A 20,153-nucleotide genomic window follows, 5' to 3' on the forward strand; every position below is an offset into this window, starting at 1 on the left:
ATGTCCGATCTTCTTGACGACGATTTCGAGGATGCGGGCGGTCAGGGCCCGGGATCGAACGCGCCGGAATACACCGTGTCCGAAATCTCGGGCGCGGTGCGCAAGACGCTCGAGGGCGCCTTTGGCCGGATTCGGGTCAGGGGCGAGGTCGGCCGCGTGTTTCGCGCCCGCTCGGGGCATCTTTATTTCGACATCAAGGATGCGCAGAACGTTCTCGCCTCGGTGACCTGGAAAGGGCAGTTGCCCGGCCTGACCGTGATGCCCGAGGAAGGGATGGAGGTGGTGGCAAGCGGCAAGCTGACCACCTTCGGTAGCCAGTCGAAATATCAGCTGACCGTCGATCAGGTCGAACCTGCGGGCGTCGGCGCGCTGATGGCAATGCTCGAGAAGCGCAAGAAGCAGCTCGAGGCCGAAGGACTGTTCGCGGCGGAACTCAAGCGCCCCTTGCCCTATCTGCCCGAGGTCATCGGGGTTGTCACCTCGCCCTCGGGCGCTGTCATTCGCGACATCCTGCATCGCCTGCGCGACCGGTTTCCCCGCAAGGTGCTGATCTGGCCGGTGGCGGTGCAGGGCCGGGACTGCGCGCCCCAGGTCGCGGCCGCGATCCGTGGCTTCAATGCGCTGGCCCCTGGCGGGGCGATCCCGCGGCCCGATGTGCTGATCGTCGCCCGCGGCGGCGGCTCGATCGAGGATCTGTGGGGCTTCAACGAGGAGATCGTGGCCAGGGCGGCGGCGGCCTCGCAGATCCCGCTGATTTCGGCTGTGGGGCACGAAACCGATACGACGCTGATCGACTATGTCTCGGACCGCCGGGCTCCGACGCCGACCGCGGCGGCCGAGATTGCGGTGCCGGTGCGGCTCGAACTGATCGCGCAAAGCGATGCGCTGGGGGCGCGGCTGTCGGGGGCGCTGGCGCGGGGAATGGGGCGGCGCGGCGAACGGCTGCGCGACCTGAGCCTTGCGCTGCCCGGGGCCGAGAGCCTGCTGGCCGGCCCGCGACAGCGGCTCGACATGGCGGCCTCCCGGCTGCCTGCCGCGCTGCAGGCCTGGGTGTTGCGGCGTCAGGCGCGGCTGGCGCAGGTGTCGGCGGTGTTGCGGCCGGGCACCTTGCGCGCGCGGCTTAGGGACCTGTCCGAGCGGGTCGCCGGGCTCGACGCCCGCAGGCTTCCGGCGCTGGCCCGGCGGCAGGGGCTGGCCCGGCGCGAGGTCGACCAGCTTGCCGCGCGTCTGGTGCCGGCGATGATCGAACGTGAAAACCGCCGCCGCCGCCGCGAGATGGAGGATATTGCGCGGCGGCTGGCCGCCGACGGCGCGCGCCGCACCGGACAATGGCGCGACCGGCTGGCGGGGCTCGACCGGGTTCTGCAGAGCCTGAACTATGAAGAGACGCTGAAGCGCGGGTTTGCCGTCGTGCGCGCCGAGGGGCGGGTGATTGCAACGGCCGCCGCCGCCGAAGCCGCAGCGGCGCTGGAGATCCAGTTCCAGGACGGGCGGGTCACGGTTTCAACGGGCGGAAGCCCCACGGCCGCGCCGGAAACCGATGCCGGGGGGCAAAAGCCTGCGCCGCGGCGTAAGAAACCCAAGCCCGAGCAGGGAAGCCTGTTCTGAGCCTTGAGGTTCGGGCTGCGGCCCGTGAGGCCCGCGGCCTCAGGCGCCGACTTCGGGACCGAGGCACATCATCGGCTGGTCAGCCTCGCCTGCCTCGTAAAGCTCGGTTTCGCCCGGGCGATCCTCGAACAGGGCGCGCAGCCGGTCGCCCTCGGCATAGAAGGTCCAGCATTGGGGCTCGGGAACGTCGTCATAGGCGAAACAGATGAACCGCCCCTGTTGATACCAGCGGCCGTCCTTGCAGCGGCCATCGAGGAACGACCAGGTCACGCGGTGGTCGGGACGATAGCGTTCGATGCCATAGGCCTGACCCTCGGCATAGAAGTAAAGCGTCCTTCCCTGGGTATGGGCATCGAACTCTTCCGCGGTCATCGGCGGTTCAGCCGCCCGGGCCTCGGGCAGGGAGATCAGCAGAAGCGCGGGCGCCAAGACGAGGGCAAGGGCTGGATTCATGTCGGACCGGGTGTTGACTGCACCCCCAGCATGGCAGATCGGGAACGCACGATCCAGTCACCTTGCAGGGACCCGACCCGCCCGGACCCAGATCCTGCCAAACCGGAGGCTTCCATATTCTCCCGCGTGTGATTAGGTGATCTCATGCCTAGCGGAAGGACACGACCATGGCATTCTTCAAGAAACTCAAGGACAGGATGTTCAAGTCCTCCTCGAAGATCGGGGAGGGGCTCGACGCCATCGTTCAGGATGGCGGCAAGGCAGAACTTCTGTCCGCAGCAGACCCGGTTCCCGAGATCGAGGACGAGCTTCGCGCCCGCGTCGGTGCGCCGGCCGGGACCGAAGCGGGTGACGACGAGGACGGAGCGATCCCCGATCGGGTGCTCGAAACCGCGCGCGTCGGGGCAAGCGACGATCCAGACTGGTCTGACCCGCCCGTCGAGGTGCCCGACATCCCCGATCCGATGCCCGACCAGCCGCCTCCCGGCAACCCGCAGCCGACCGACCCCGAGCCCATCGATCCGGGCGGGCCCGGTCCCGACCTGCCGCCCGAGAGCCCGCCGCAAGAGGTGCCGCCGGAGTATCGGCCGGGGTTCCTCGGCCGATTGCTCGGCCGGGGCGGCGCCGAGCCGCGCACGGTCATGCGGCGGGTGCTGGACGACACGATGCTGGAAAGCCTCGAAGAGCTTCTGATCGCCTCGGACATGGGGGTCGACACCGCGCTGAGGGTGACGGCGAACATTGCCGAGGGCCGCTTCGGCAAGAAGCTTTCGACCGACGAAATCAAGGACCTGCTAGCAACCGAAGTGGCGCGCATCATGGAGCCTGTGGCGCGCCCGATGCCGATCTATCCGAAAAAACCGCAGGTGGTGCTGGTCGTCGGCGTCAACGGATCGGGCAAGACCACCACCATCGGCAAGCTCGCCAGCCAGTTCCGCGCCGCCGGCAAGACCGTGGTCATTGCAGCGGGCGATACCTTTCGGGCCGCTGCCGTCGAACAGCTGCAGATCTGGGGTGAGCGCGCCGGGGTGCCGGTGCTGACCGCGCCCGAGGGCTCGGACCCCGCCAGCCTTGCCTGGGACGCGATGGAAAAGGCGCAGCGCGACGGCGCCGACCTTTTGATGATCGATACCGCCGGCCGGCTGCAGAACCGCGCCGATCTGATGGAAGAGCTTGCCAAGATCGTCCGCGTGATCCGCAAGAAGGATCCCGACGCCCCGCACAACACGCTGCTCGTGCTTGACGCCACCACCGGCCAGAACGCGCTGAGCCAGGTCGAGACCTTCTGCAAACTCGCCGATGTCTCGGGCCTTGTCATGACCAAGCTTGACGGCACCGCAAAGGGCGGCGTGCTGGTGGCGCTTGCCGACCGTTTCGGCCTGCCGATCCACGCCATCGGCGTCGGCGAGCAGATCGACGATCTGCAGGCCTTCGACCCCGACGACTTCGCCCGCGCGCTGACCGGTGCTGCTGCGTGATCACTTGTCGTGCGGCGGCCTTTCCAGCCATTTCAACGGACCCAGTATGACGACTGCCAACGCCGTCGCGATCAGCGCGAGGCCGAGGCTGCCGATGCCAGTGGCCAGTCCGACCGCCCCCGCCAGCCACATGCCGGCCGCCGTGGTCAGACCCTTCACCCGGTGGAGCGCGACGATGATCGTGCCGGCACCGAGGAACGCGACACCGTTGGTGATCGCCGCGACCAGGCGCAGCGGATCGAATCGCATGTCAGGCCCCGTCGCGGACATTGTGACGGTGATGTGCTGGGCAATCAGCGCGAAAAGACAGGCGGCCAGTGCGACGAGGATATGGGTGCGCATCCCCGCGGGTTTGCCCGTCACCTCGCGTTCAAAGCCGATCACAGCCCCCATCAGGCTTGCCATCACCAGCCGCAGCGTCGCCACCCGCCAGTCGGTGCCGGCGAACGACCCCGCCAGTTCGGCGGAGAGGAGATCGAGGATCTGTTGCATCGCCTGTGACCCTAGCACGGGCCGCGCCTGATGGTCAGCAATCCGGCCGACTGGATCCAGTCCCTCGAAGGGACAGACGCCGGACGCCAGATGGCGATGGTGTTGGCGCTTTCGGCGGCCCTGCTGCACGCCATTTTCGGTGCATTGCAGAAGGGCCGGTTCGATCCCTGGCTGAGCCGCGGCATGATCGATGCCTGGCTGGCGGTGCTGTCGGCGCCGATCGCGCTGTTTCTGGTGCCCTGGCCCGAGGGCGGGGCCTGGCTGATTCTCGGCGGCGCCATGGTGATCCATTTCGCCTACAAGGTCGGGATGGCGCTGGCGTTCTCGCGCGGGGCCTTCACCGTGGTTTATCCGGTCGTGCGCGGTTCGGGGCCGCTGTTTGCCGTGATCGGCGCCTGGCTGATCTTTGGCGAGACCTTCGCGCCCTTGCAGTGGCTTGGCATGGCAGTGCTGCTGTCGGGGATCTTCGGACTTGCCGTCTATAACCTGATCCATGTCGAGGTCGACCGCGACACGCTGGTTCATGCGCTGATGCTGGCGGTCGGAACCGGCGCGCTGGTGGCACTTTATACCACCTACGACGCCTATGGCATTCGCTTCACCCCCGATCCCTTCACCTTCCTTGCCTGGTTCTTCATGATGACGGCACTCGACATGCCGGTGATTGCAGCACTGCGCTGGAAGAACCTGCGCCACCGCCCCGATCCTCGTCCATTGATCTGGCGCGGGCTGATCGGCGCCTTCGTCGCCTGGGGCAGCTTCGGTTCGATCATGCTGGCGACGCGGCTCGACAAGGTCGGCGAGGCGGCGGTGCTGCGCGAGACCTCGACCGTCTTCGCCGCGGCAATCGGCTGGCTGTTTCTGAAGGAAACCGTCGGCCCGCGGCGGCTGGCCCTGATGATCGTCATCGCGCTCGGTGCCGTGATCGTGGAGTTCGGCGGTTGACAGGATGGTTGACACGGCCCCGAAAACGCGGTGTCAGCGGCCAAGGCATTTCCCGCCCCGAGAGGACGACATGCAAGAAAAGACCGTGAACCCGATCCTGCGGCAGGCGCTCGAACTCGGACCGCCGCTGGCGTTCTTCGTTGCCTACCTGTGGATGCGCGACAGCACCTTCCACATCATGGGGCGCGACTACGACGGTTTCATCGTCGCGGCTGCCGCCTTCGTGCCGATCCTGCTCGTCGCGATGGCAGTGCTGTGGAAGCTGACCGGGCAATTGTCGCGACTGCAGGCAATGACGGCAGTGCTGGTGATCGTGTTCGGCGGGCTGACGGTGTGGTTCAACGACGAAACCTTCTTCAAGATGAAGACGACCATCGTCTATGGCATCTTCGCGATCATGCTCGGCATCGGGCTGTTGCAGGGCAAAAGCTACCTCGCCTGGGTGCTGGGAGATTTCCTGCCCATGGCACAGGAAGGCTGGATGAAGCTGACCCGTCGCCTTGCCCTTGGCTTTGCCGTGCTGGCCATCGCCAACGAGGTGGTGTGGCGCACCATGTCGACCGACGCCTGGGTCAAGATCGAGACCTTCGGCTTTCCGATCGCGCTGATGGTCTTTCTCTGGCTGCAGATCCTGGGACTGCAGAAATACCTCGAGGTCGATCAGGAAGAGGACGCGAAATAGCGTCCGGCGCCGCGGTGGCCGGACAGGGCCGTCAAGGCGACGGCGCCTGACGCCACGCGCGGCCCTCGCGGTAAAAGCCGATCTCGCCCACAGTTTCGAACGCGTCCGACTCGGCCCCGAAGGTGGTGATCCGTACCGACTGGCGCGAGACGTCGAGCAGGTTGAAGGTGTTGGGCTCGCCGCGCAGCCGGGTCGACAATCCGGTGCCTGCCTGCACGAACAGCAGCCCCGGCGCCGCGGCAAAGGGGGTGGTGCGCAGATTGTGCAGATGCCCCGACAGCACCAGATCCGCGCCGCAGGACTCGAACTCGGCCAGCGCCCCGCGCGCGCCCCGCATCAACCGCTTGTCGATGTCGGGACCATGCTCCAGCGGGTGGTGCAGCACCAGGATCCGCACCCTGTCGCCCGCGTCCTCAAAGGCCGCACAGACCCGGCCAACGGCACGGGAAGAGATCCGCCCGCGCTGCCAGGCGAAGCGGTTCACGGTGTTGACGCCCACAACCGCGATCCTGTCGTCGCAATAGCGCGGCTCCAGATCCCGCGCGATGGCGGCGCGATAGCGCGCCCAGGGCCAGAGCATCCGCACGAACAGATTGTCGAGCGGCGTATCGTGGTTGCCGGGTACCGCCAGCACCCTGGCCCCGATCCGGCCGAGGAAGGCGCGGGCGCGTTCGAACTGCGAGATCCGCGCCCGCTGGGTAAAATCGCCCGAGATTGCGACCAGATCGGGCGCCAGCCGGTCGATCTCCGCCAGCAACGGCGCCTCAAGCTCGGGCCTTTCGCGACCGAAATGCAGGTCGGACAGGTGCAGGATCCGGCTCATGTGCTGGCCGTTCCCCCGGACAGGGCCGCATGTTGTGGCGGTAGCACGATCTGCAGCCGGTCCTCGGACATCCGGAACGTGAACGGCGTTGGCGCGCGCCGCTTCTCGCCGTCATAGGCAAGATAGAGGTGACGCCGCGACGGTGCCTCGATCACCAGTTCGGACGCGCTGTGAAAGTCATAATCGCTGCCCGGTTCGGCCACCCGCGCGGCAAGCTTGGCGGCGGTGCGCCACAGATCGCGGCGGCGGTCGGCCCGTGCCACCAGCACGGCGAACCGATCGTCCGAGATGGCCGCCTCTCCCGCCAGTCCGAAGCGGTCGAGCTGGAACGTCGAGCGGGCGATGAACACCAGCGCGGTGCGGTGGATCGTTTCGGCGCCGTCGATGCGCAGCCGCAGTCGCATCGGCTTGCGGAACCGCAGGAAGCACCGGATCACCGACCAATGTGCCGCCAGCCGGCTGCGGCCCCAGGTGGCATAGATGCTTTCCCGCTCGCGCAGGATCCGCGGATACAGCCCGATGCTGGCATTGTTGAGAAAGACCTGGCCGTTCACGACCCCGATCCGGATCGGGTGCACGCCACCGGCAAGGATCTGCTGCGCCGCTTCGGCCGGATCCTCGGAAAATCCCAGTCCGCGGGCAAAATAGTTGAAGGTGCCAAGCGGTAGCACCGCCATCGGCACCTCGCGCCCCAGCATTGCCGCGGCAACCCCGTTCGCGGTCCCGTCGCCGCCAGCCGCCACGATCAGCCCCGCACCCTGCTGGCAGGCATCCTCGACCAGCGTTTCGATGCTTTTGCCGGGGCCGAAGCGGGCAAGATGCACACGCTCGCCCAAGACCTGCAGCGCGGCGTCAAGCGCACCGCGATCGCGGGCATTGGTGCCCGACCGCGGGTTGGCGATGACATGGATCGGCCGGTCGTCGCCGGCGGCGAACGGGATGGCGACGGGAGCGGAACTGGCGGTCTCGGCATGGATCAGCAAGGGCGTCGGCCTTCGGTTGGAACAGGGGACCCGGAGTGCAAGTCGGTCAAGACATGGGGTCACAACGCGGTGGCGGGGGTTCTGTTCCAGGGCATGTCACGGGAGGCGGGATCGGGGCGGCACAGCCCCGGGCGACGCGGCTGGCGCGCCGTCCCGTGTCGACCGAGGCGACCGTCGTCCCCGTCCGGCAGTGTCAGGATGCCTGACCCCGTGCCAGCAGCAGGGGGCGAAGCGCTGCCTGTCCCAGCCGCGCGCGCAGCGACGGTGCGGATGGCGGCGCCGGCTGGCGCAGTGCCGAAAGCGGCAGCCGGCGGTCCAGCACGGCGCGATAGAACGGGAAAAGACCGGGCCTCAGATAGACCGACCAGTGGCAGACCCAGGATTTGCGCGGCGCGATCCGGTGGCCATGGGCGGCGAGCGTGCGGCGCACCTCAGGCCGGTCGATGTCGAGGCTGGTCCAGTTCGGCGCCGGGGCGGCGGCAAGACCGAGCGCCCTGTCGCCGATCCGGTGCGGCGCCACCAGCCAGCCGAGCGCGCGGTCATAAAGGCCGTTCTCGCCGGTCCGCACCGCGAGGATCTCGACCGTGCGGCCGGCGGGCGTGGCAAGCCAGGCCGCGGCAGGCGAACACATCTCGGCCGGTGCCAGCAACACGGCGCGACCCATCGCGCCGGCGGGCAGGTGCGGCAGGGCGGCAAGGGCGACACGGGCCCCGAAGGAATGCGCCAGCACATCGACCGGCCGGCCCGGACAGATCTGCCGGATCAGCGCGATCAGACGGGCCAGCGCCTGTCCGGTTTCGGCGGCCCGTCCATAGGCCTGCCAAAGCGTGCCGCGCGCCTCCCATCCGAACGCGATGCAGAGCGGTTCGTCCGGCGCGTCATGGCCGATCCCCAGCGCGCGCGGCCAGGACAGGGTCTTCCAGTCGGACCGCACGGGATCGAGGGACAGGATATGCGTGTGGGGGCTGGTCTTGGCCCGGGCGGGCGAGAACTTGTAGCCATGGATCAGCACCACCACCGGCGCCTCGGGACTGGTGGCGGCAAGCGCTGCCCGCAGCCCTGCATCGAGCTCTGCGAGGTTGGCAAGCTGGCCTGCGGTGGCATTGACCTTGAACAGTGGCATGACACGGGTTCCACAACATCTTGTGGTAACAATACCGCGAGACTGCTTCAGTCCGGTGAAGCTGGTGTTACAGCATCGTGACGGCGGGGTAACGGATCGGCAATCGGTGGCCTTCGGTTGCTTGACGCCACCACCGTTCCGGGGCTACGGGGAGCCACGTGGCGATTTGGGCACCGGCTTGCGGACCACGTTAAACAATCCGCTAAAGAGGTCAGAGACGTGGGATACCCCGCCGCTGGCTTGCGGTGGGGTTCTTTGTTTGGAGGTCCTCCGATGGACGACTGGAAAGCGCGCACGAAACTCGTTCACTCCGGCACCCGCCGTAGCCAGTACGGCGAAGTGGCCGAAGCGATCTTCATGACCCAGGGCTTCGTCTATGACAGCGCCGAACAGGCCGAGGCGCGGTTTATCGAGGCGGGCCCCGACGAGTTCATCTATGCCCGCTATGGCAACCCGACGGTGCGGATGTTCGAGGACCGGATCGCAGCACTTGAAGGCGCCGAGGATGCCTTTGCCACGGCAAGCGGCATGGCGGCCGTGAACGGGGCGCTGACGGCACTGCTGAAGGCGGGCGATCATGTGGTCGCGGCGCGCGCGCTGTTCGGGTCGTGCCTGTATATCCTCGAGGACATTCTCGGCCGCTTCGGGGTCGAGGTCAGCTTCGTCGACGGCACCGATCTTGACGCCTGGGCCGCGGCAATCCGGCCCGACACCAAGGCGGTGTTCTGCGAGACCATTTCGAACCCGACGCTCGAGGTCATCGACCTGCCGGCGGTGGCCGAGATCGCCCACAAGGTCGGCGCCACAGTGATTGTCGACAACGTCTTTGCCACGCCGGTCCTGTCGCGGGTGCTCGATCAGGGCGCCGATGTGGTGATCTATTCGGCGACCAAGCATATCGACGGGCAGGGCCGGGCGCTGGGAGGCGTGATCCTTGGCAGCAAGGCGTTCATCCGCAAGATCGTCGAGCCCTATCTCAAGCATACCGGCGGATCGATGAGCCCCTTTACCGCCTGGATCATGCTCAAGGGGCTCGAAACCATGGACCTGCGGGTCAGGGCACAGGCCGCCACGGCGCAGGCCATGGCCGAGGCGCTGCAATGGGACGGCCGGCTCGATCGGGTGATTTATCCGGGGCTCGAAACCCATCCCCAGCACGCACTGGCGGGCCGTCTGCTCGAAAAGGGCGGCACGGTGCTGGCGCTCGACCTCAAGGGCGGGCAGGCGGCGGCGTTCCGGTTCCTGAACGCGCTGAAGATCGTGCTGATCTCGAACAACCTCGGCGACGCCAAGTCGATCATCACCCATCCCGCGACCACGACCCATCAGCGGCTGTCCGATGCGCAGAAGGCCGAACTGGGGATCACGCCCGGTCTGGTGCGGCTGAGCCTTGGGATAGAGGATACGGACGACCTGATCGCCGACGTCAAGCAGGCGCTCGACGCGGTCTGAGCGGATGCCTGTCGTGACCGGCCGGGTGCTGATGTGGGGGCTCTGGGGCGGGGTGCCTGATCTTTGGCGGCAGCTTGCGACAACAGTCGCGGCGTCAAGGAGGATGCGATGACGAAACCCTTCCTTATCCTGCAGTTGCGCCCCGAACCTGAGGCATCGGACAACGAGTTCGAGGCGATTCTGGACAAGGGCGGGCTGCGCGACGATCAGACTCGCAGGCTGCGGCTCGAACGCGAGGCGATCCCGGACGATCTGGACCTGACGGACTATGCCGGGGTGATCGTCGGCGGGGGGCCGGGCTGCGTCTCGGACCCTGACGAGGGCAAACCTGCGGTCGAGAAGCGGATCGAGGCCGGGATCCTCGGCCTGATGCCGCAGATCACCGCGCAGGACATTCCGTTCCTCGGCTGCTGCTATGGCATCGGGATCCTTGCGCATCATCTCGGCGCCGAAGTTTCCAAGGCGCGATATGGCGAGCCGGTAGGCGCCGTGGCCTGCAATGTGACAGCGGCCGGCCGATCCGATCCGATCCTTGCCGGTCTGCCCGACCGGTTCGAGGCGCTCGTGGGCCACAAGGAGGCGGTGCAGGCGCTGCCGCGCGGTTGTGTGCAGATCCTCGGTTCAGAGCCATGCCCGTTCCAGATGATCCGCCACGGCCAGAACGTCTATGCCACCCAGTTCCACCCCGAAGCCGACGGACCGGTGTTTGCGCTGAGGATCGAGATCTATAAGCACAAGGGCTATTTCCACCCCGACGAGGCCGCGGCGCTGACAGCCGCCGTGCTGGCCAGCGACACCTCCCACGCGCCACGGATCCTGCGGAACTTCGTGGCGCGGTATGGCTGAGGGCGGAAGGGCCATCGCCCCTGTGTCACGCGAATGGCCGGACGGACGAGGGCAGGGACCATGGGCAGGGCGGCCGGGTATCTCCCCGGGGCGCGCAGGCATCCAAGGCAATTTCCCCGACGTCCTGCGCGCACCGTGCCCCCAGACTGATCCGATCCGTGCCAACGCCCGTATAAAAGTCTATCTGACACTGGACAAATCGGCCCCCAGTCCCGACTTTGGTCGGGCGCCAGGCTGACTGACGAGGTTTGCAATGAATCTGCACCTGACCGACATGTTCCGGGATCCGACCCGGGAGGAGGCGCGCCAGGCGCTGGAGTTGCTGCGCAGCTGGGCTGCGGCCGCAAGCGACGTCGAGATCACCGATCTCGACCCGGCCGTGGCCGGACTTGTCGCGCAGGGCAGCGGCAATCTCTATCCGGCGCTCAGCCGCGCCTATCCCGAGGCATTCGATGCCGACGACGACTATCGTGCGACCATGCCCGATCTGCAGAATGGCCCCGAGAGCCTGATCCGTGGCGACAAGCGGCGCATCGAGCATGTCGGGATCTCGAACTTTCGCCTGCCGATCCGCTATCGCCGTCGCGATGGCGGCGAGTGGACGCTCGAGACTTCGGTCACAGGCACGGTCAGCCTCGAGGCCGGGCGCAAGGGTATCAACATGTCGCGCATCATGCGCAGCTTCTATCGCTCGGCAGAAGATACCTTCAGCTTCGAGGTGATCGAGCGGGCGCTCGAGGACTACAAGCGCGACCTCGACAGTTTCGACGCCCGGATCCTGATGCGGGTCTCGTTCCCGATGAAGGTCGGTTCGCTGCGCTCGGGGCTCGAGGGCTATCAGTACTACGACATCGCGCTGGAAATGGTGGACCGGGACGGCGTTCGGCTGAAAATCCTGCATCTCGATTATGTCTATTCCTCGACCTGCCCCTGTTCGCTGGAACTGTCGGAACACGCGCGCCAGCAGCGCGGCCAGTTGGCCACGCCGCATTCCCAGCGCTCGGTCGCGCGGATCTCGGCTGTGATTGCGCCTGATGCGGGGTGCCTGTGGTTCGAGGACCTGATCGAACTCTGCCGCCGCGCGGTGCCGACCGAAACCCAGGTCATGGTCAAACGCGAGGACGAACAGGCCTTTGCCGAGCTGAACGCCGCCAATCCGATCTTTGTCGAGGATGCGGCCCGGTTGTTCGCGGCAGAACTGCAGGCCGATCCGCGGATCGGCGATTTCCGCGTGGTTGCCAGCCATCAGGAAAGCCTGCACAGCCATGACGCGATCGGGCTTCTGGTCGAGGGAACGACGTTCGACGCGCAAAGCCTCGATCCGCGGCTGTTCCAGACCCTTTCCCACGTCGGCTGACGCCGCGGGTCCGCTTGACAGCCGGCGCGCCGACCGCCAACGCTGCGCGCATGATCGACTTGCGTCCGGTGGGATACGTCGTGGGCCTTCTGGTCGCCACGCTTGGGGTGGTTATGCTGGTGCCGCTGGCGGTGGATCTGTATTCCGGCAACGGCCACTGGACGGTGTTCTTCGAATCCTCCGTCATCACCATCATGTGCGGCACGATCATGGCAATCGCCTGCCGCAATGTGGTCAGCGCGGGGCTGACGATCCAGCAGACCTTCTTTGTCGCCACCAGCGTCTGGGCGGCGCTGCCGCTGTTCGGGGCGCTGCCCTTCATCTTCGGCGCGACCGAGGCAAGCTTTACCGATGCCTATTTCGAGGCGATGTCGGGCGTGACAACGACCGGCGCGACCGTGTTCGTGGACCTCGAGTCGCTGCCGAAAGGGCTGTTGCTGTGGCGTGCGCTGCTGCAGTGGCTGGGCGGTATCGGGATCATCGTCGTCGCGATGGTGTTTCTGCCAGAGCTTCGGGTCGGCGGCATGCAGATCTTTCGCACCGAGGCCTTCGAGACCATGGGCAAGATCCTGCCGCGTGCGGCCGAGATCGCGGGGCGCATTACCTGGATCTATATCGGGCTGACGATCTTTGCGACCGTCGGCTATGTGGCGCTGGGGATGGACACCTACAACGCCTTCTATCACGCGATGACGTCGATCTCGACGGGGGGGTTTTCGTCCACCGATGCCTCGTTCGGGCCCTATCAGGGCGCGCCCGAATACTTTGCCACGCTGATCATGATCCTTGCCAGCATCCCGTTCGTGCGCTTCATCCAGCTGCTGGCCGGGCAGGCGCAGCCGCTCTGGCGCGATACCCAGATCCGGACCTATCTGGGGTTCATCTTCACGGTGGCGCTGGTGCTGGCGCTGTTTCAGGTCGCCTTTGACGAACGCGGGTTCGAGGAGAGCTTTCGCGAGGCGCTGTTCAACTCGGTCTCGATCATCTCGGGCACAGGCTATGCCAGCGTCGACTATCAGCTTTGGGGTCCGTTCCCGATGATCCTGATTTTCTTTGCCGGGCTCGTCGGCGGCTGCGCGGGCTCGACTGCCTGTTCGGTCAAGATCTTTCGCTATCAGATCCTGTTCGGCGCGATCATGACCCAGATCCGCGCGCTGCATTCGCCGCGCGGGGTGTTCCCGCTGCGCTATGACGGGCGGCGGGTCGGCGAGGATGTGGTCAGTTCGGTCATGTCGTTCTTCCTGTTGTTCACGGTCTCGCTCGGGATCCTGTCGGTCCTGCTGGCCATGACCGGGCTCGATTTCACCACCTCGATCTCGGGGGCGGCGACGGCGCTGGCGAACATCGGTCCGGGGCTTGGCGACGTGATCGGACCCTCGGGGAATTTCGGGCCGCTGAATTCGACCGCAAAATGGCTGCTGTCGGCGGCGATGCTGATTGGACGGCTCGAGGTGCTGACGGTCTACGCAATCTTCACCGTCGCCTTCTGGCGCGGCTGAGGTGCCACCGGAGTTCAGCCCGCTATCCTGCTGCCATTGAAGCAGTTTTTGCCAACTCCCGGCTTCTTGGATCGGGTGCGTCCGCCATGCGGTAAAGGGCCATCGCGCCCTTGCCATACGGCGTCGAACGCTGCGGCAAGTCCGATGCGCGGGACGGGTTCGAGCGAAAAAATCTCCACCTCTCAACCCGGTCGAGTCGAGGAAACGCGACGTATCCTGTCGTATTTCGGCAATGTCGGGTTGGAATCTCGGACATAGTCGAATAAAGACATGTCATGTGATCTTGATGAATGCTGCGACAGACCGTTCAAGTGCTGGTGAGACCGGCGCTGCGGATCTCTGCAGATCCTTTTATCGTTCGGGTTGAAACCGATCCGGACATGACCGCTGCGGCCACCATCGCAGATCATTCACAAATGACGCATCCGTCCCGGCGGCCCTGACAGCGAACGCTGTCACGAGGGCACGTGGGGGCATCCAAAAAATGCCAAAGGAGCATCCTATGAACCGCAAGACACTGTTTTGTGCCTCGGTCCTCACACTGGGCCTTCCGCTCGCCGCACATGCCGATTGCGGCGAGGTGTCGATCGCCGAAATGAACTGGGCCTCGTCCGAGGTCGTGACCAATGTCGAAAAATTCCTGATGGAACAGGGGTATGGCTGCGAGGTTTCGGTCGTGCCCTCTGATACCGTTCCCGCGATCACCTCGATTGCCGAAAACAACGAACCCGATACCGTGTCCGAACTCTGGGTCAATTCCGCCGGCGACGCCTATGCCAAGCTCAAGGCGGGCGGCAAGGTTGAGGAACTTGGCAGTGTGCTCGATCCGGGTGGGGTCGAGGGCTGGTGGATCCCGTCCTACCTGGCCGAAGCGCATCCTGAACTGAAGACGATCGAGGGCGTTCTGGCCAATCCCGAGCTGGTTGGCGGTGTCTTCAACAATTGCCCCGACGGCTGGGGCTGCCGCATCGTCAATGACAACCTGATCCCGGCCTTCGACCTGCAGGGTCACGGCATCGAGGTCTTCAGCCACGGGTCGGGCGAGACTCTGGCGACCTCGATGGCCTCGGCCTACGAAAAGAAAGAGCCCTGGTTCGGGTACTACTGGGCACCGACCCCGCTGCTTGGCAAATACGACATGGTTGCGGTCGACCTCGGCCCGTATGACGCCGAAATCCATGCCGCCAACCAGAACCGGAACACCCCCGATCCGAAGGCATCGTCATTCCCGGCTGCCCCCGTGGTCACCGTTGTCACCGCCGATTTCGCCGAACGGCAGCCCGAGGTCGCAGAACTGCTGCGGAACGTCACCTTCAACGTCAACGACATGAACACCGTCATCGCCTGGATGGATGAAAACAACGCCTCGGGCGAAGAGGCGGCGGTCTATTTCCTGACCAATTACAAGGATGTCTGGTCGAGCTGGCTGAGCGACGACGCGCGCGAGAGGCTCTCCGCGGTTCTCAACTGAAGTCTTCCTTCAACGGGGTGGCGTGCGCGCCACCCCGACTTCTTTCGTCCGGCGCACCCCGTCGGATGACATGGCCTTTGGCCCGAAAGTGGAGACCAAGCCAGCATGGCAAGCTACGATTTCCTGTTCAACGCGCTCGGACTGCGTGACTGGTGCGACGCCGGCAGCTCAACGGCGCCGATGTCCATGGCGGACCTCATCGGCAAGACCAAGGGCGCTGATGCTCCTGCCGCGTCGTTCTGGGATTTCCCGTTCCCGTCAATGGACGCCCTCAACCACGCCTGTGGTTCCTTCCCGCAATCGCGCGCGGTGACAAAGGGGCTGGAGGACGGATTCCTGTCGATCAAGGACGGGATGAGCGTGGTGCTCGACCCGATCACCCAGCCGCTGAGTTGGTTTCTCGAAGGTGCGCTGTGGCTGTTTGCAACAACGCCCTGGTGGATCATGATCCCGCTGATGATGCTGGTGGTTCAGCTTGTCGCGCGCTCGGTGGCGCTGACCTCGTTCGTCGGTGGCTGCATCGCGCTGCTCGCCTTCATCGACTATTATGAATATGCCATGCAGACGCTGGCGATCATCTTCGTCTGCGCCACGATCTGCGTGGTGATCGGTGTGCCGATCGGGATTGCCATGTCGCGCAGCGACAAATTCCAGAGAATTGCCATTCCAATCCTCGACATGCTGCAGACCTTGCCAACCTTCGTCTATCTGATCCCGCTGATCTTCCTGTTCTCGGTGACGGAGCCCAAGCTCTACGGCATCGCGATCATTCTTTATGCCATCGTCCCGGTGATCCGGCTGACCAACCTTGGCATCCGGCTGGTCGACGAGCGCGTGATCGAGGCGGCGGACGCCTTCGGCATGACGTCACGGCAAAAGCTGCTGCGCGTGCAGATCCCGCTGGCCCTGCCCAACATCATGGCCGGCGTCAACCAGACCATCATGATGAGCCTCGCCATGGTCGTCATCGCCTCGCTGGTCTCGGCGCCGGGACTTGGCGTGCTGGTTCTGCGCGGCATCCGAAATCTCGAACTGGGGGTCGGTCTGGTTGCGGGCCTCGGGATCGTGCTGCTCGCTGTCATCCTCGACCGGGTGACAAAGGCGGCCCTGGCCCGCGTGAACGTGGCGCATCAACAATGAGGAACGGAACATGAGCGACGAAATCAAGATCTCGATCCGGAATCTCTACAAGATCTTCGGCCCCGAGCCCGAACAGGCGCTGGAACATGTCCGCGACGACATGGACAAGACCGAGTTGCTGGAGGCCCACGGCCACGTTCTGGGCCTGAAGGACATCAGCATCGACATGCTCGCCGGCAAGATCACAGTCATCATGGGGCTATCAGGATCGGGCAAGTCCACCCTGATCCGCCACCTCAACCGGCTGATCGAACCCACGGCGGGCGAGGTCATCGTCGATGGCGAGGATGTTCTTGCCTATGACGAAACCCAGCTTCGCGAGCTTCGGCGCGAGAAGATGTCGATGGTCTTCCAGCATTTCGCCCTGCTGCCGCACCGCACGGTTCTGGAAAATGCCGCAACGCCTCTCGATGTCGTGGGGGTTCCGCGCAGCGAATGGGAGGACGAGGCCCGCAAGTGGCTCGAACGTGTCGGGCTCGAGGGTCAGGACAACCAGCATCCCCACCAGCTTTCGGGCGGGATGCAGCAGCGGGTCGGGATTGCACGGGCGCTGACGTCGAATTCCGACATCATGCTGATGGACGAGGCGTTCTCGGCGCTCGATCCGCTGATCCGCACCGACATGCAGAACCTGCTGCTGGCACTGCAGGAAGAACTGCACAAGACCATCATCTTCATCACCCACGATCTGGACGAGGCGCTGAAACTGGCCGACCATCTGGTGATCCTGAAGGATGGCATGGTGATTCAGCAGGGCGAGCCGCAGAAGATCCTGATGCACCCCAACGATCCCTATATCACGGACTTCATTTCGGACATCAACCGCGCCCGGGTATTGCGGGTGCGCTCGGTCATGGAGCCGGAATCCGGGCCGCGATCGGGGCTGGCCGGGGAAGTCGATCTCAACGAAAATCTCGAAACCGTCATTGCCATGTCGGGTGGCGACACCAACCTTTCCTACCGCGTGACGAAAGAGGGCGAGCCGGTCGGCATCCTGTCGGTGAAGAAGCTGGTCCGCGCGCTTGTGCCCTCTGCGGCGTCGGACGAGGGCATCCGCGCCAAGGCAAGCTGACGCCGCAGCGACGGGGCGGCGCTCGGCGCGGCCACGCCTGCCGGCTTCAGTGTCTCGGGCCAGTCGGCTTCGTGGCGACTGGGGCCTGCGGCGCACGGTGCTGCACCAGGCCCATCTCTGCGCGGCGGCGGGCGGGGTCGACGCCCACCTCATCGGAACCGAGATACCGGGGCTGACGACAGCCCGCTCAAGCCCGGCGACAACCTCACGATCCGCGTCTTCCTGTTGTCCGTCCTCATGGGGCGGGGCAATTCCGAGACCGTCACCCTCACTGTCTGAAGGCCATCCCATGTCCGAGGCCACGGCCCGTCGGCTGCTGCCCTACATCCTCGCGGCGCGGGCCCGGAAGCCCGTCGCCCACGACGAGGCGCTGCGGCTGCTTGATGGGCAGGTCCAGCTCTCGCCGCTTGAGGGCGTCATTGTCGGACTTCCGGTTCGTCCTGCGGCAGTCGGCAGGTTCTGGCCTGCGCATGGCAAGCTGTGGACCCGCCGGTTTCACCCAGTGAATCCAGAAACTTGGAGAGTTCTCAACACTGCCGATGCCGACAGGTGTTGATTTGAAGACGTTCGCTTTTCAGTGGTTTGGATCGCACCGAGACGTCGTTTCGGACAGCCTGGGATAGCCCAAAATCATTCCCACTCGATGGTTCCCGGCGGTTTCGAGGTGATGTCATAGGTCACCCGGTTGATCCCTTGCACCTCGTTGATGATCCGGGTCGCGGTCTCACCAAGGAATGTGTGGTCAAAGGGATAGTAATCGGCGGTCATGCCATCGACGCTGGTCACCGCGCGCAGCGCGCAGGCATAGTCATAGGTCCGCCCGTCGCCCATCACGCCGACGGTGCGCACGGGAAGCAGGGCGACAAAGGCCTGCCAGATCTCGTCGTAAAGCCCATGCTTGCGGATCTGGTCGATATAGACGGCATCGGCCTCGCGCAGGATCGCGAGCTTTTCGCGGGTGATCTCGCCCGGACAGCGAATGGCAAGGCCGGGGCCGGGGAATGGGTGGCGGCCGATAAAGCTAGCGGGCAGGCCAAGTTCGCGGCCAAGCGCGCGGACCTCGTCCTTGAAAAGCTCGCGCAGCGGCTCGATCAGCTTCAGGCCCATCTTCTCGGGCAGGCCGCCCACATTGTGGTGCGACTTGATGGTGACCGAGGGACCGCCCGAGAAGCTGACGGATTCGATCACGTCGGGATAGAGCGTTCCCTGCGCCAGGAACCGCGCGCCCTCGATCTGGTCGGCATATTTCTGGAACACGTCGATGAAGAGCTTGCCGATGATCTTGCGCTTGGTCTCGGGGTCCGAGACACCGTCGAGCGCGCCGAGGAACAGTTCCTGCTCTTCGGCGTGAATGACATGCAGGTTCATGTGGTCGCGGAACATCCCCACGACCTCTTCGGCCTCGTTCAGCCGCAGCAGACCGTGATCGACGAACACGCAAGTGAGCTGATCGCCCACGGCCTCGTGGATCAGCGCCGCCGCGACCGAGCTGTCGACCCCGCCCGAAAGCGCGCAGATCACCTTGGCATCGCCGACCTGGGCCTGGATCTTTGCGATGGCCTCTTCGCGATAGGCGCCCATGGTCCAGTCGCCGGTGAAGCCCGCAAGCCGGACGAAGTTCTCGTAGATCTTCGCGCCGTTCGGGGTGTGGTGCACTTCGGGGTGGAACTGCACGGCATAGAAATGGCGCGCCGGGTCGGCGGTAATGGCAAAGGGCGCGTTGGGCGAGGTTCCGAAAACCTCAAAGCCGGGGGCGATGACCGAAACGTGGTCGCCGTGGCTCATCCAGACCTGTTCGCGGCCCTCATTGAACCAGCCCTTGAGGATGTCGAGCCGGGCCTCGGTCGGGGTCACATAGGCGCGGCCGAATTCGGCAGTGCCGTGCCCGCTTTCGACCTTGCCGCCAAGCTGGTGCATCATCACCTGCTGGCCATAACAGATCCCGAGCACGGGAAGGCCCATCTCGAACAATGCCTGCGGCGCGCGCGGGCTGCCCTCTCGGGTCACACTGTCGGGACCGCCCGAAAGGACTACGGCCTTCGGGGCCATCTCTTTCAGGAAGGCCTCGTCGACGGTCTGATAGGGGTGGATTTCGCAATAGACGTTCAGCTCGCGCAGACGCCGTGCAATCAGCTGCGTCACCTGGGAGCCGAAGTCGATGATCAAAAGCCGGTCGTGGCCGGGCGTCGCGATGGGGCTGGTCATGGCGTCTGACTAGGGCGCCCGCGCGGCCTGCGCAAGAGGGCGGCAGGCGGGGCCGGTCAGGGAATGGAGGGAAATCGTCCGGTTCGGGGCAGCGGCGCGGCAGCAGGGGCCGCCGCCCCCCGGAGGCCGCGCCTCAGGCCGTGGCGGGTCTGCGCAGGATCAGCCGGGCCTCGGCCATCAGGGCGATCAGGATGTCGACGTGACGGACGACCGAATAGGTCGCAAGCCCCTCGCGCCGGCAGATCTCCAGATCGGCCTCGAGGTCGAGCAGTTGGCGCAGCGCCTTCTCTGGCGCTGGCAGCTCGGTGCCGAGGGTGATCCGCTTCAGGTCGCGCCGGCGGTTGTAATCGGACAGTCCGTAGCGGGCGGCGCGGATCAAAAGCCGCGGGCGGCGAAGATTGGTCAGAGTCTGCAGAAAGTCGGTCATTTCAGGTCTCCAGATTGTGACCAAAACGTGGCACAAATCCGGCGGCGTTGCGTCAACGCAGCGATCAGCGCACGCAACGCTCAGAAATGTTTGCGAA

General features: G+C 65.4%; 18 protein-coding genes, 1 pseudogene and 1 riboswitch. Of the genes and pseudogenes, 12 read left to right on the forward strand and 7 right to left on the reverse strand.

Features of this window, described 5'->3' with window-relative positions; translation table 11 throughout:
- Complete coding sequence (gene xseA / locus DQG17_RS04540; RefSeq protein ID WP_116131567.1) at positions 1 to 1,608, forward strand: exodeoxyribonuclease VII large subunit; 1,608 nt, start codon at positions 1 to 3, stop codon at positions 1,606 to 1,608.
- 39 nt (positions 1,609 to 1,647) lie between these two features.
- Here xseA and DQG17_RS04545 read toward each other — a convergent pair whose 3' ends face one another.
- Positions 1,648 to 2,061, reverse strand: coding sequence for a hypothetical protein (locus tag DQG17_RS04545; RefSeq protein WP_116131568.1), 414 nt, complete (start codon positions 2,059 to 2,061; stop codon positions 1,648 to 1,650).
- A 167-nt stretch (positions 2,062 to 2,228) separates the two neighbouring features.
- Here DQG17_RS04545 and ftsY point away from each other — a divergent pair, with 167 nt between their 5' ends.
- A complete protein-coding gene (ftsY, locus tag DQG17_RS04550) occupies positions 2,229 to 3,539 on the forward strand; it encodes a signal recognition particle-docking protein FtsY (RefSeq protein ID WP_116131569.1) in 1,311 nt (436 codons plus the stop codon).
- On the opposite strand, the gene DQG17_RS04555 is transcribed toward ftsY, so the two are convergent.
- Positions 3,540 to 4,031, reverse strand: a complete 492-nt coding sequence (locus DQG17_RS04555) for an MgtC/SapB family protein (protein WP_116131570.1) — start codon at positions 4,029 to 4,031, stop codon at positions 3,540 to 3,542.
- Between the two features lie 30 nt (positions 4,032 to 4,061).
- On the opposite strand from DQG17_RS04555, the gene DQG17_RS04560 reads away from it, so the two are divergent.
- Positions 4,062 to 4,976 (forward strand): DMT family transporter, encoded by a 915-nt coding sequence (locus DQG17_RS04560; RefSeq protein WP_116131571.1) that lies wholly within the window; start codon positions 4,062 to 4,064, stop codon positions 4,974 to 4,976.
- A gap of 70 nt (positions 4,977 to 5,046) precedes the next feature.
- Positions 5,047 to 5,658 (forward strand): inner membrane-spanning protein YciB, encoded by a 612-nt coding sequence (locus DQG17_RS04565; RefSeq protein ID WP_116131572.1) that lies wholly within the window; start codon positions 5,047 to 5,049, stop codon positions 5,656 to 5,658.
- A gap of 31 nt (positions 5,659 to 5,689) precedes the next feature.
- On the opposite strand, the gene DQG17_RS04570 is transcribed toward DQG17_RS04565, so the two are convergent.
- The 3 genes from DQG17_RS04570 to DQG17_RS04580 all read right to left on the reverse strand — a co-directional run bounded on the left by DQG17_RS04570 (position 5,690) and on the right by DQG17_RS04580 (position 8,587).
- Positions 5,690 to 6,481: a metallophosphoesterase gene (locus DQG17_RS04570; protein WP_116131573.1), complete on the reverse strand. Its 792-nt coding sequence runs from the start codon at positions 6,479 to 6,481 to the stop codon at positions 5,690 to 5,692.
- Positions 6,478 to 7,464, reverse strand: coding sequence for a diacylglycerol kinase family protein (locus tag DQG17_RS04575; RefSeq protein WP_232829324.1), 987 nt, complete (start codon positions 7,462 to 7,464; stop codon positions 6,478 to 6,480). Before DQG17_RS04575 ends, DQG17_RS04570 begins: the two co-directional genes overlap by 4 nt.
- Before the next feature lie 193 nt (positions 7,465 to 7,657).
- Positions 7,658 to 8,587, reverse strand: coding sequence for an alpha/beta hydrolase (locus DQG17_RS04580; protein WP_116131574.1), 930 nt, complete (start codon positions 8,585 to 8,587; stop codon positions 7,658 to 7,660).
- Between the two features lie 148 nt (positions 8,588 to 8,735).
- Positions 8,736 to 8,814: riboswitch (SAM riboswitch) on the forward strand.
- Between the two features lie 46 nt (positions 8,815 to 8,860).
- Here DQG17_RS04580 and metZ point away from each other — a divergent pair.
- From metZ to DQG17_RS21955, 8 genes and pseudogenes are all read left to right on the forward strand, one after another.
- Complete coding sequence (metZ, locus tag DQG17_RS04585) at positions 8,861 to 10,039, forward strand: O-succinylhomoserine sulfhydrylase (protein WP_116131575.1); 1,179 nt, start codon at positions 8,861 to 8,863, stop codon at positions 10,037 to 10,039.
- Positions 10,040 to 10,147: 108 nt separating this feature from the next.
- Positions 10,148 to 10,885 (forward strand): glutamine amidotransferase, encoded by a 738-nt coding sequence (locus tag DQG17_RS04590; RefSeq protein WP_116131576.1) that lies wholly within the window; start codon positions 10,148 to 10,150, stop codon positions 10,883 to 10,885.
- A 253-nt stretch (positions 10,886 to 11,138) separates the two neighbouring features.
- Entirely contained in the window at positions 11,139 to 12,242 is a 1,104-nt protein-coding gene (gene folE2 / locus DQG17_RS04595; protein WP_116131577.1) for a GTP cyclohydrolase FolE2, read from the forward strand.
- A gap of 50 nt (positions 12,243 to 12,292) precedes the next feature.
- Complete coding sequence (locus tag DQG17_RS04600; protein ID WP_116132583.1) at positions 12,293 to 13,741, forward strand: TrkH family potassium uptake protein; 1,449 nt, start codon at positions 12,293 to 12,295, stop codon at positions 13,739 to 13,741.
- A gap of 502 nt (positions 13,742 to 14,243) precedes the next feature.
- Positions 14,244 to 15,212, forward strand: a complete 969-nt coding sequence (locus DQG17_RS04605) for an ABC transporter substrate-binding protein (RefSeq protein ID WP_116131578.1) — start codon at positions 14,244 to 14,246, stop codon at positions 15,210 to 15,212.
- Positions 15,213 to 15,317: 105 nt separating this feature from the next.
- On the forward strand, positions 15,318 to 16,352 hold the full coding sequence (locus DQG17_RS04610; protein ID WP_116131579.1) for a proline/glycine betaine ABC transporter permease: 1,035 nt from the start codon (positions 15,318 to 15,320) through the stop codon (positions 16,350 to 16,352).
- Positions 16,353 to 16,362: 10 nt separating this feature from the next.
- On the forward strand, positions 16,363 to 17,424 hold the full coding sequence (locus DQG17_RS04615) for a glycine betaine/L-proline ABC transporter ATP-binding protein (protein WP_116131580.1): 1,062 nt from the start codon (positions 16,363 to 16,365) through the stop codon (positions 17,422 to 17,424).
- Between the two features lie 15 nt (positions 17,425 to 17,439).
- A pseudogene (locus DQG17_RS21955) lies at positions 17,440 to 17,626 on the forward strand (glycoside hydrolase TIM-barrel-like domain-containing protein); the annotation flags it as partial.
- A 428-nt stretch (positions 17,627 to 18,054) separates the two neighbouring features.
- Here DQG17_RS21955 and guaA read toward each other — a convergent pair.
- Positions 18,055 to 19,629, reverse strand: coding sequence for a glutamine-hydrolyzing GMP synthase (guaA, locus tag DQG17_RS04625; protein WP_116131581.1), 1,575 nt, complete (start codon positions 19,627 to 19,629; stop codon positions 18,055 to 18,057).
- Between the two features lie 133 nt (positions 19,630 to 19,762).
- A complete protein-coding gene (locus DQG17_RS04630) occupies positions 19,763 to 20,056 on the reverse strand; it encodes a DUF6477 family protein (RefSeq protein ID WP_116131582.1) in 294 nt (97 codons plus the stop codon).
- Positions 20,057 to 20,153 lie beyond the last annotated feature (97 nt).

The organism is Tropicimonas sp. IMCC34043 (assembly GCF_003390845.1).
Classification (GTDB): Bacteria; Pseudomonadota; Alphaproteobacteria; order Rhodobacterales; family Rhodobacteraceae; genus Tropicimonas.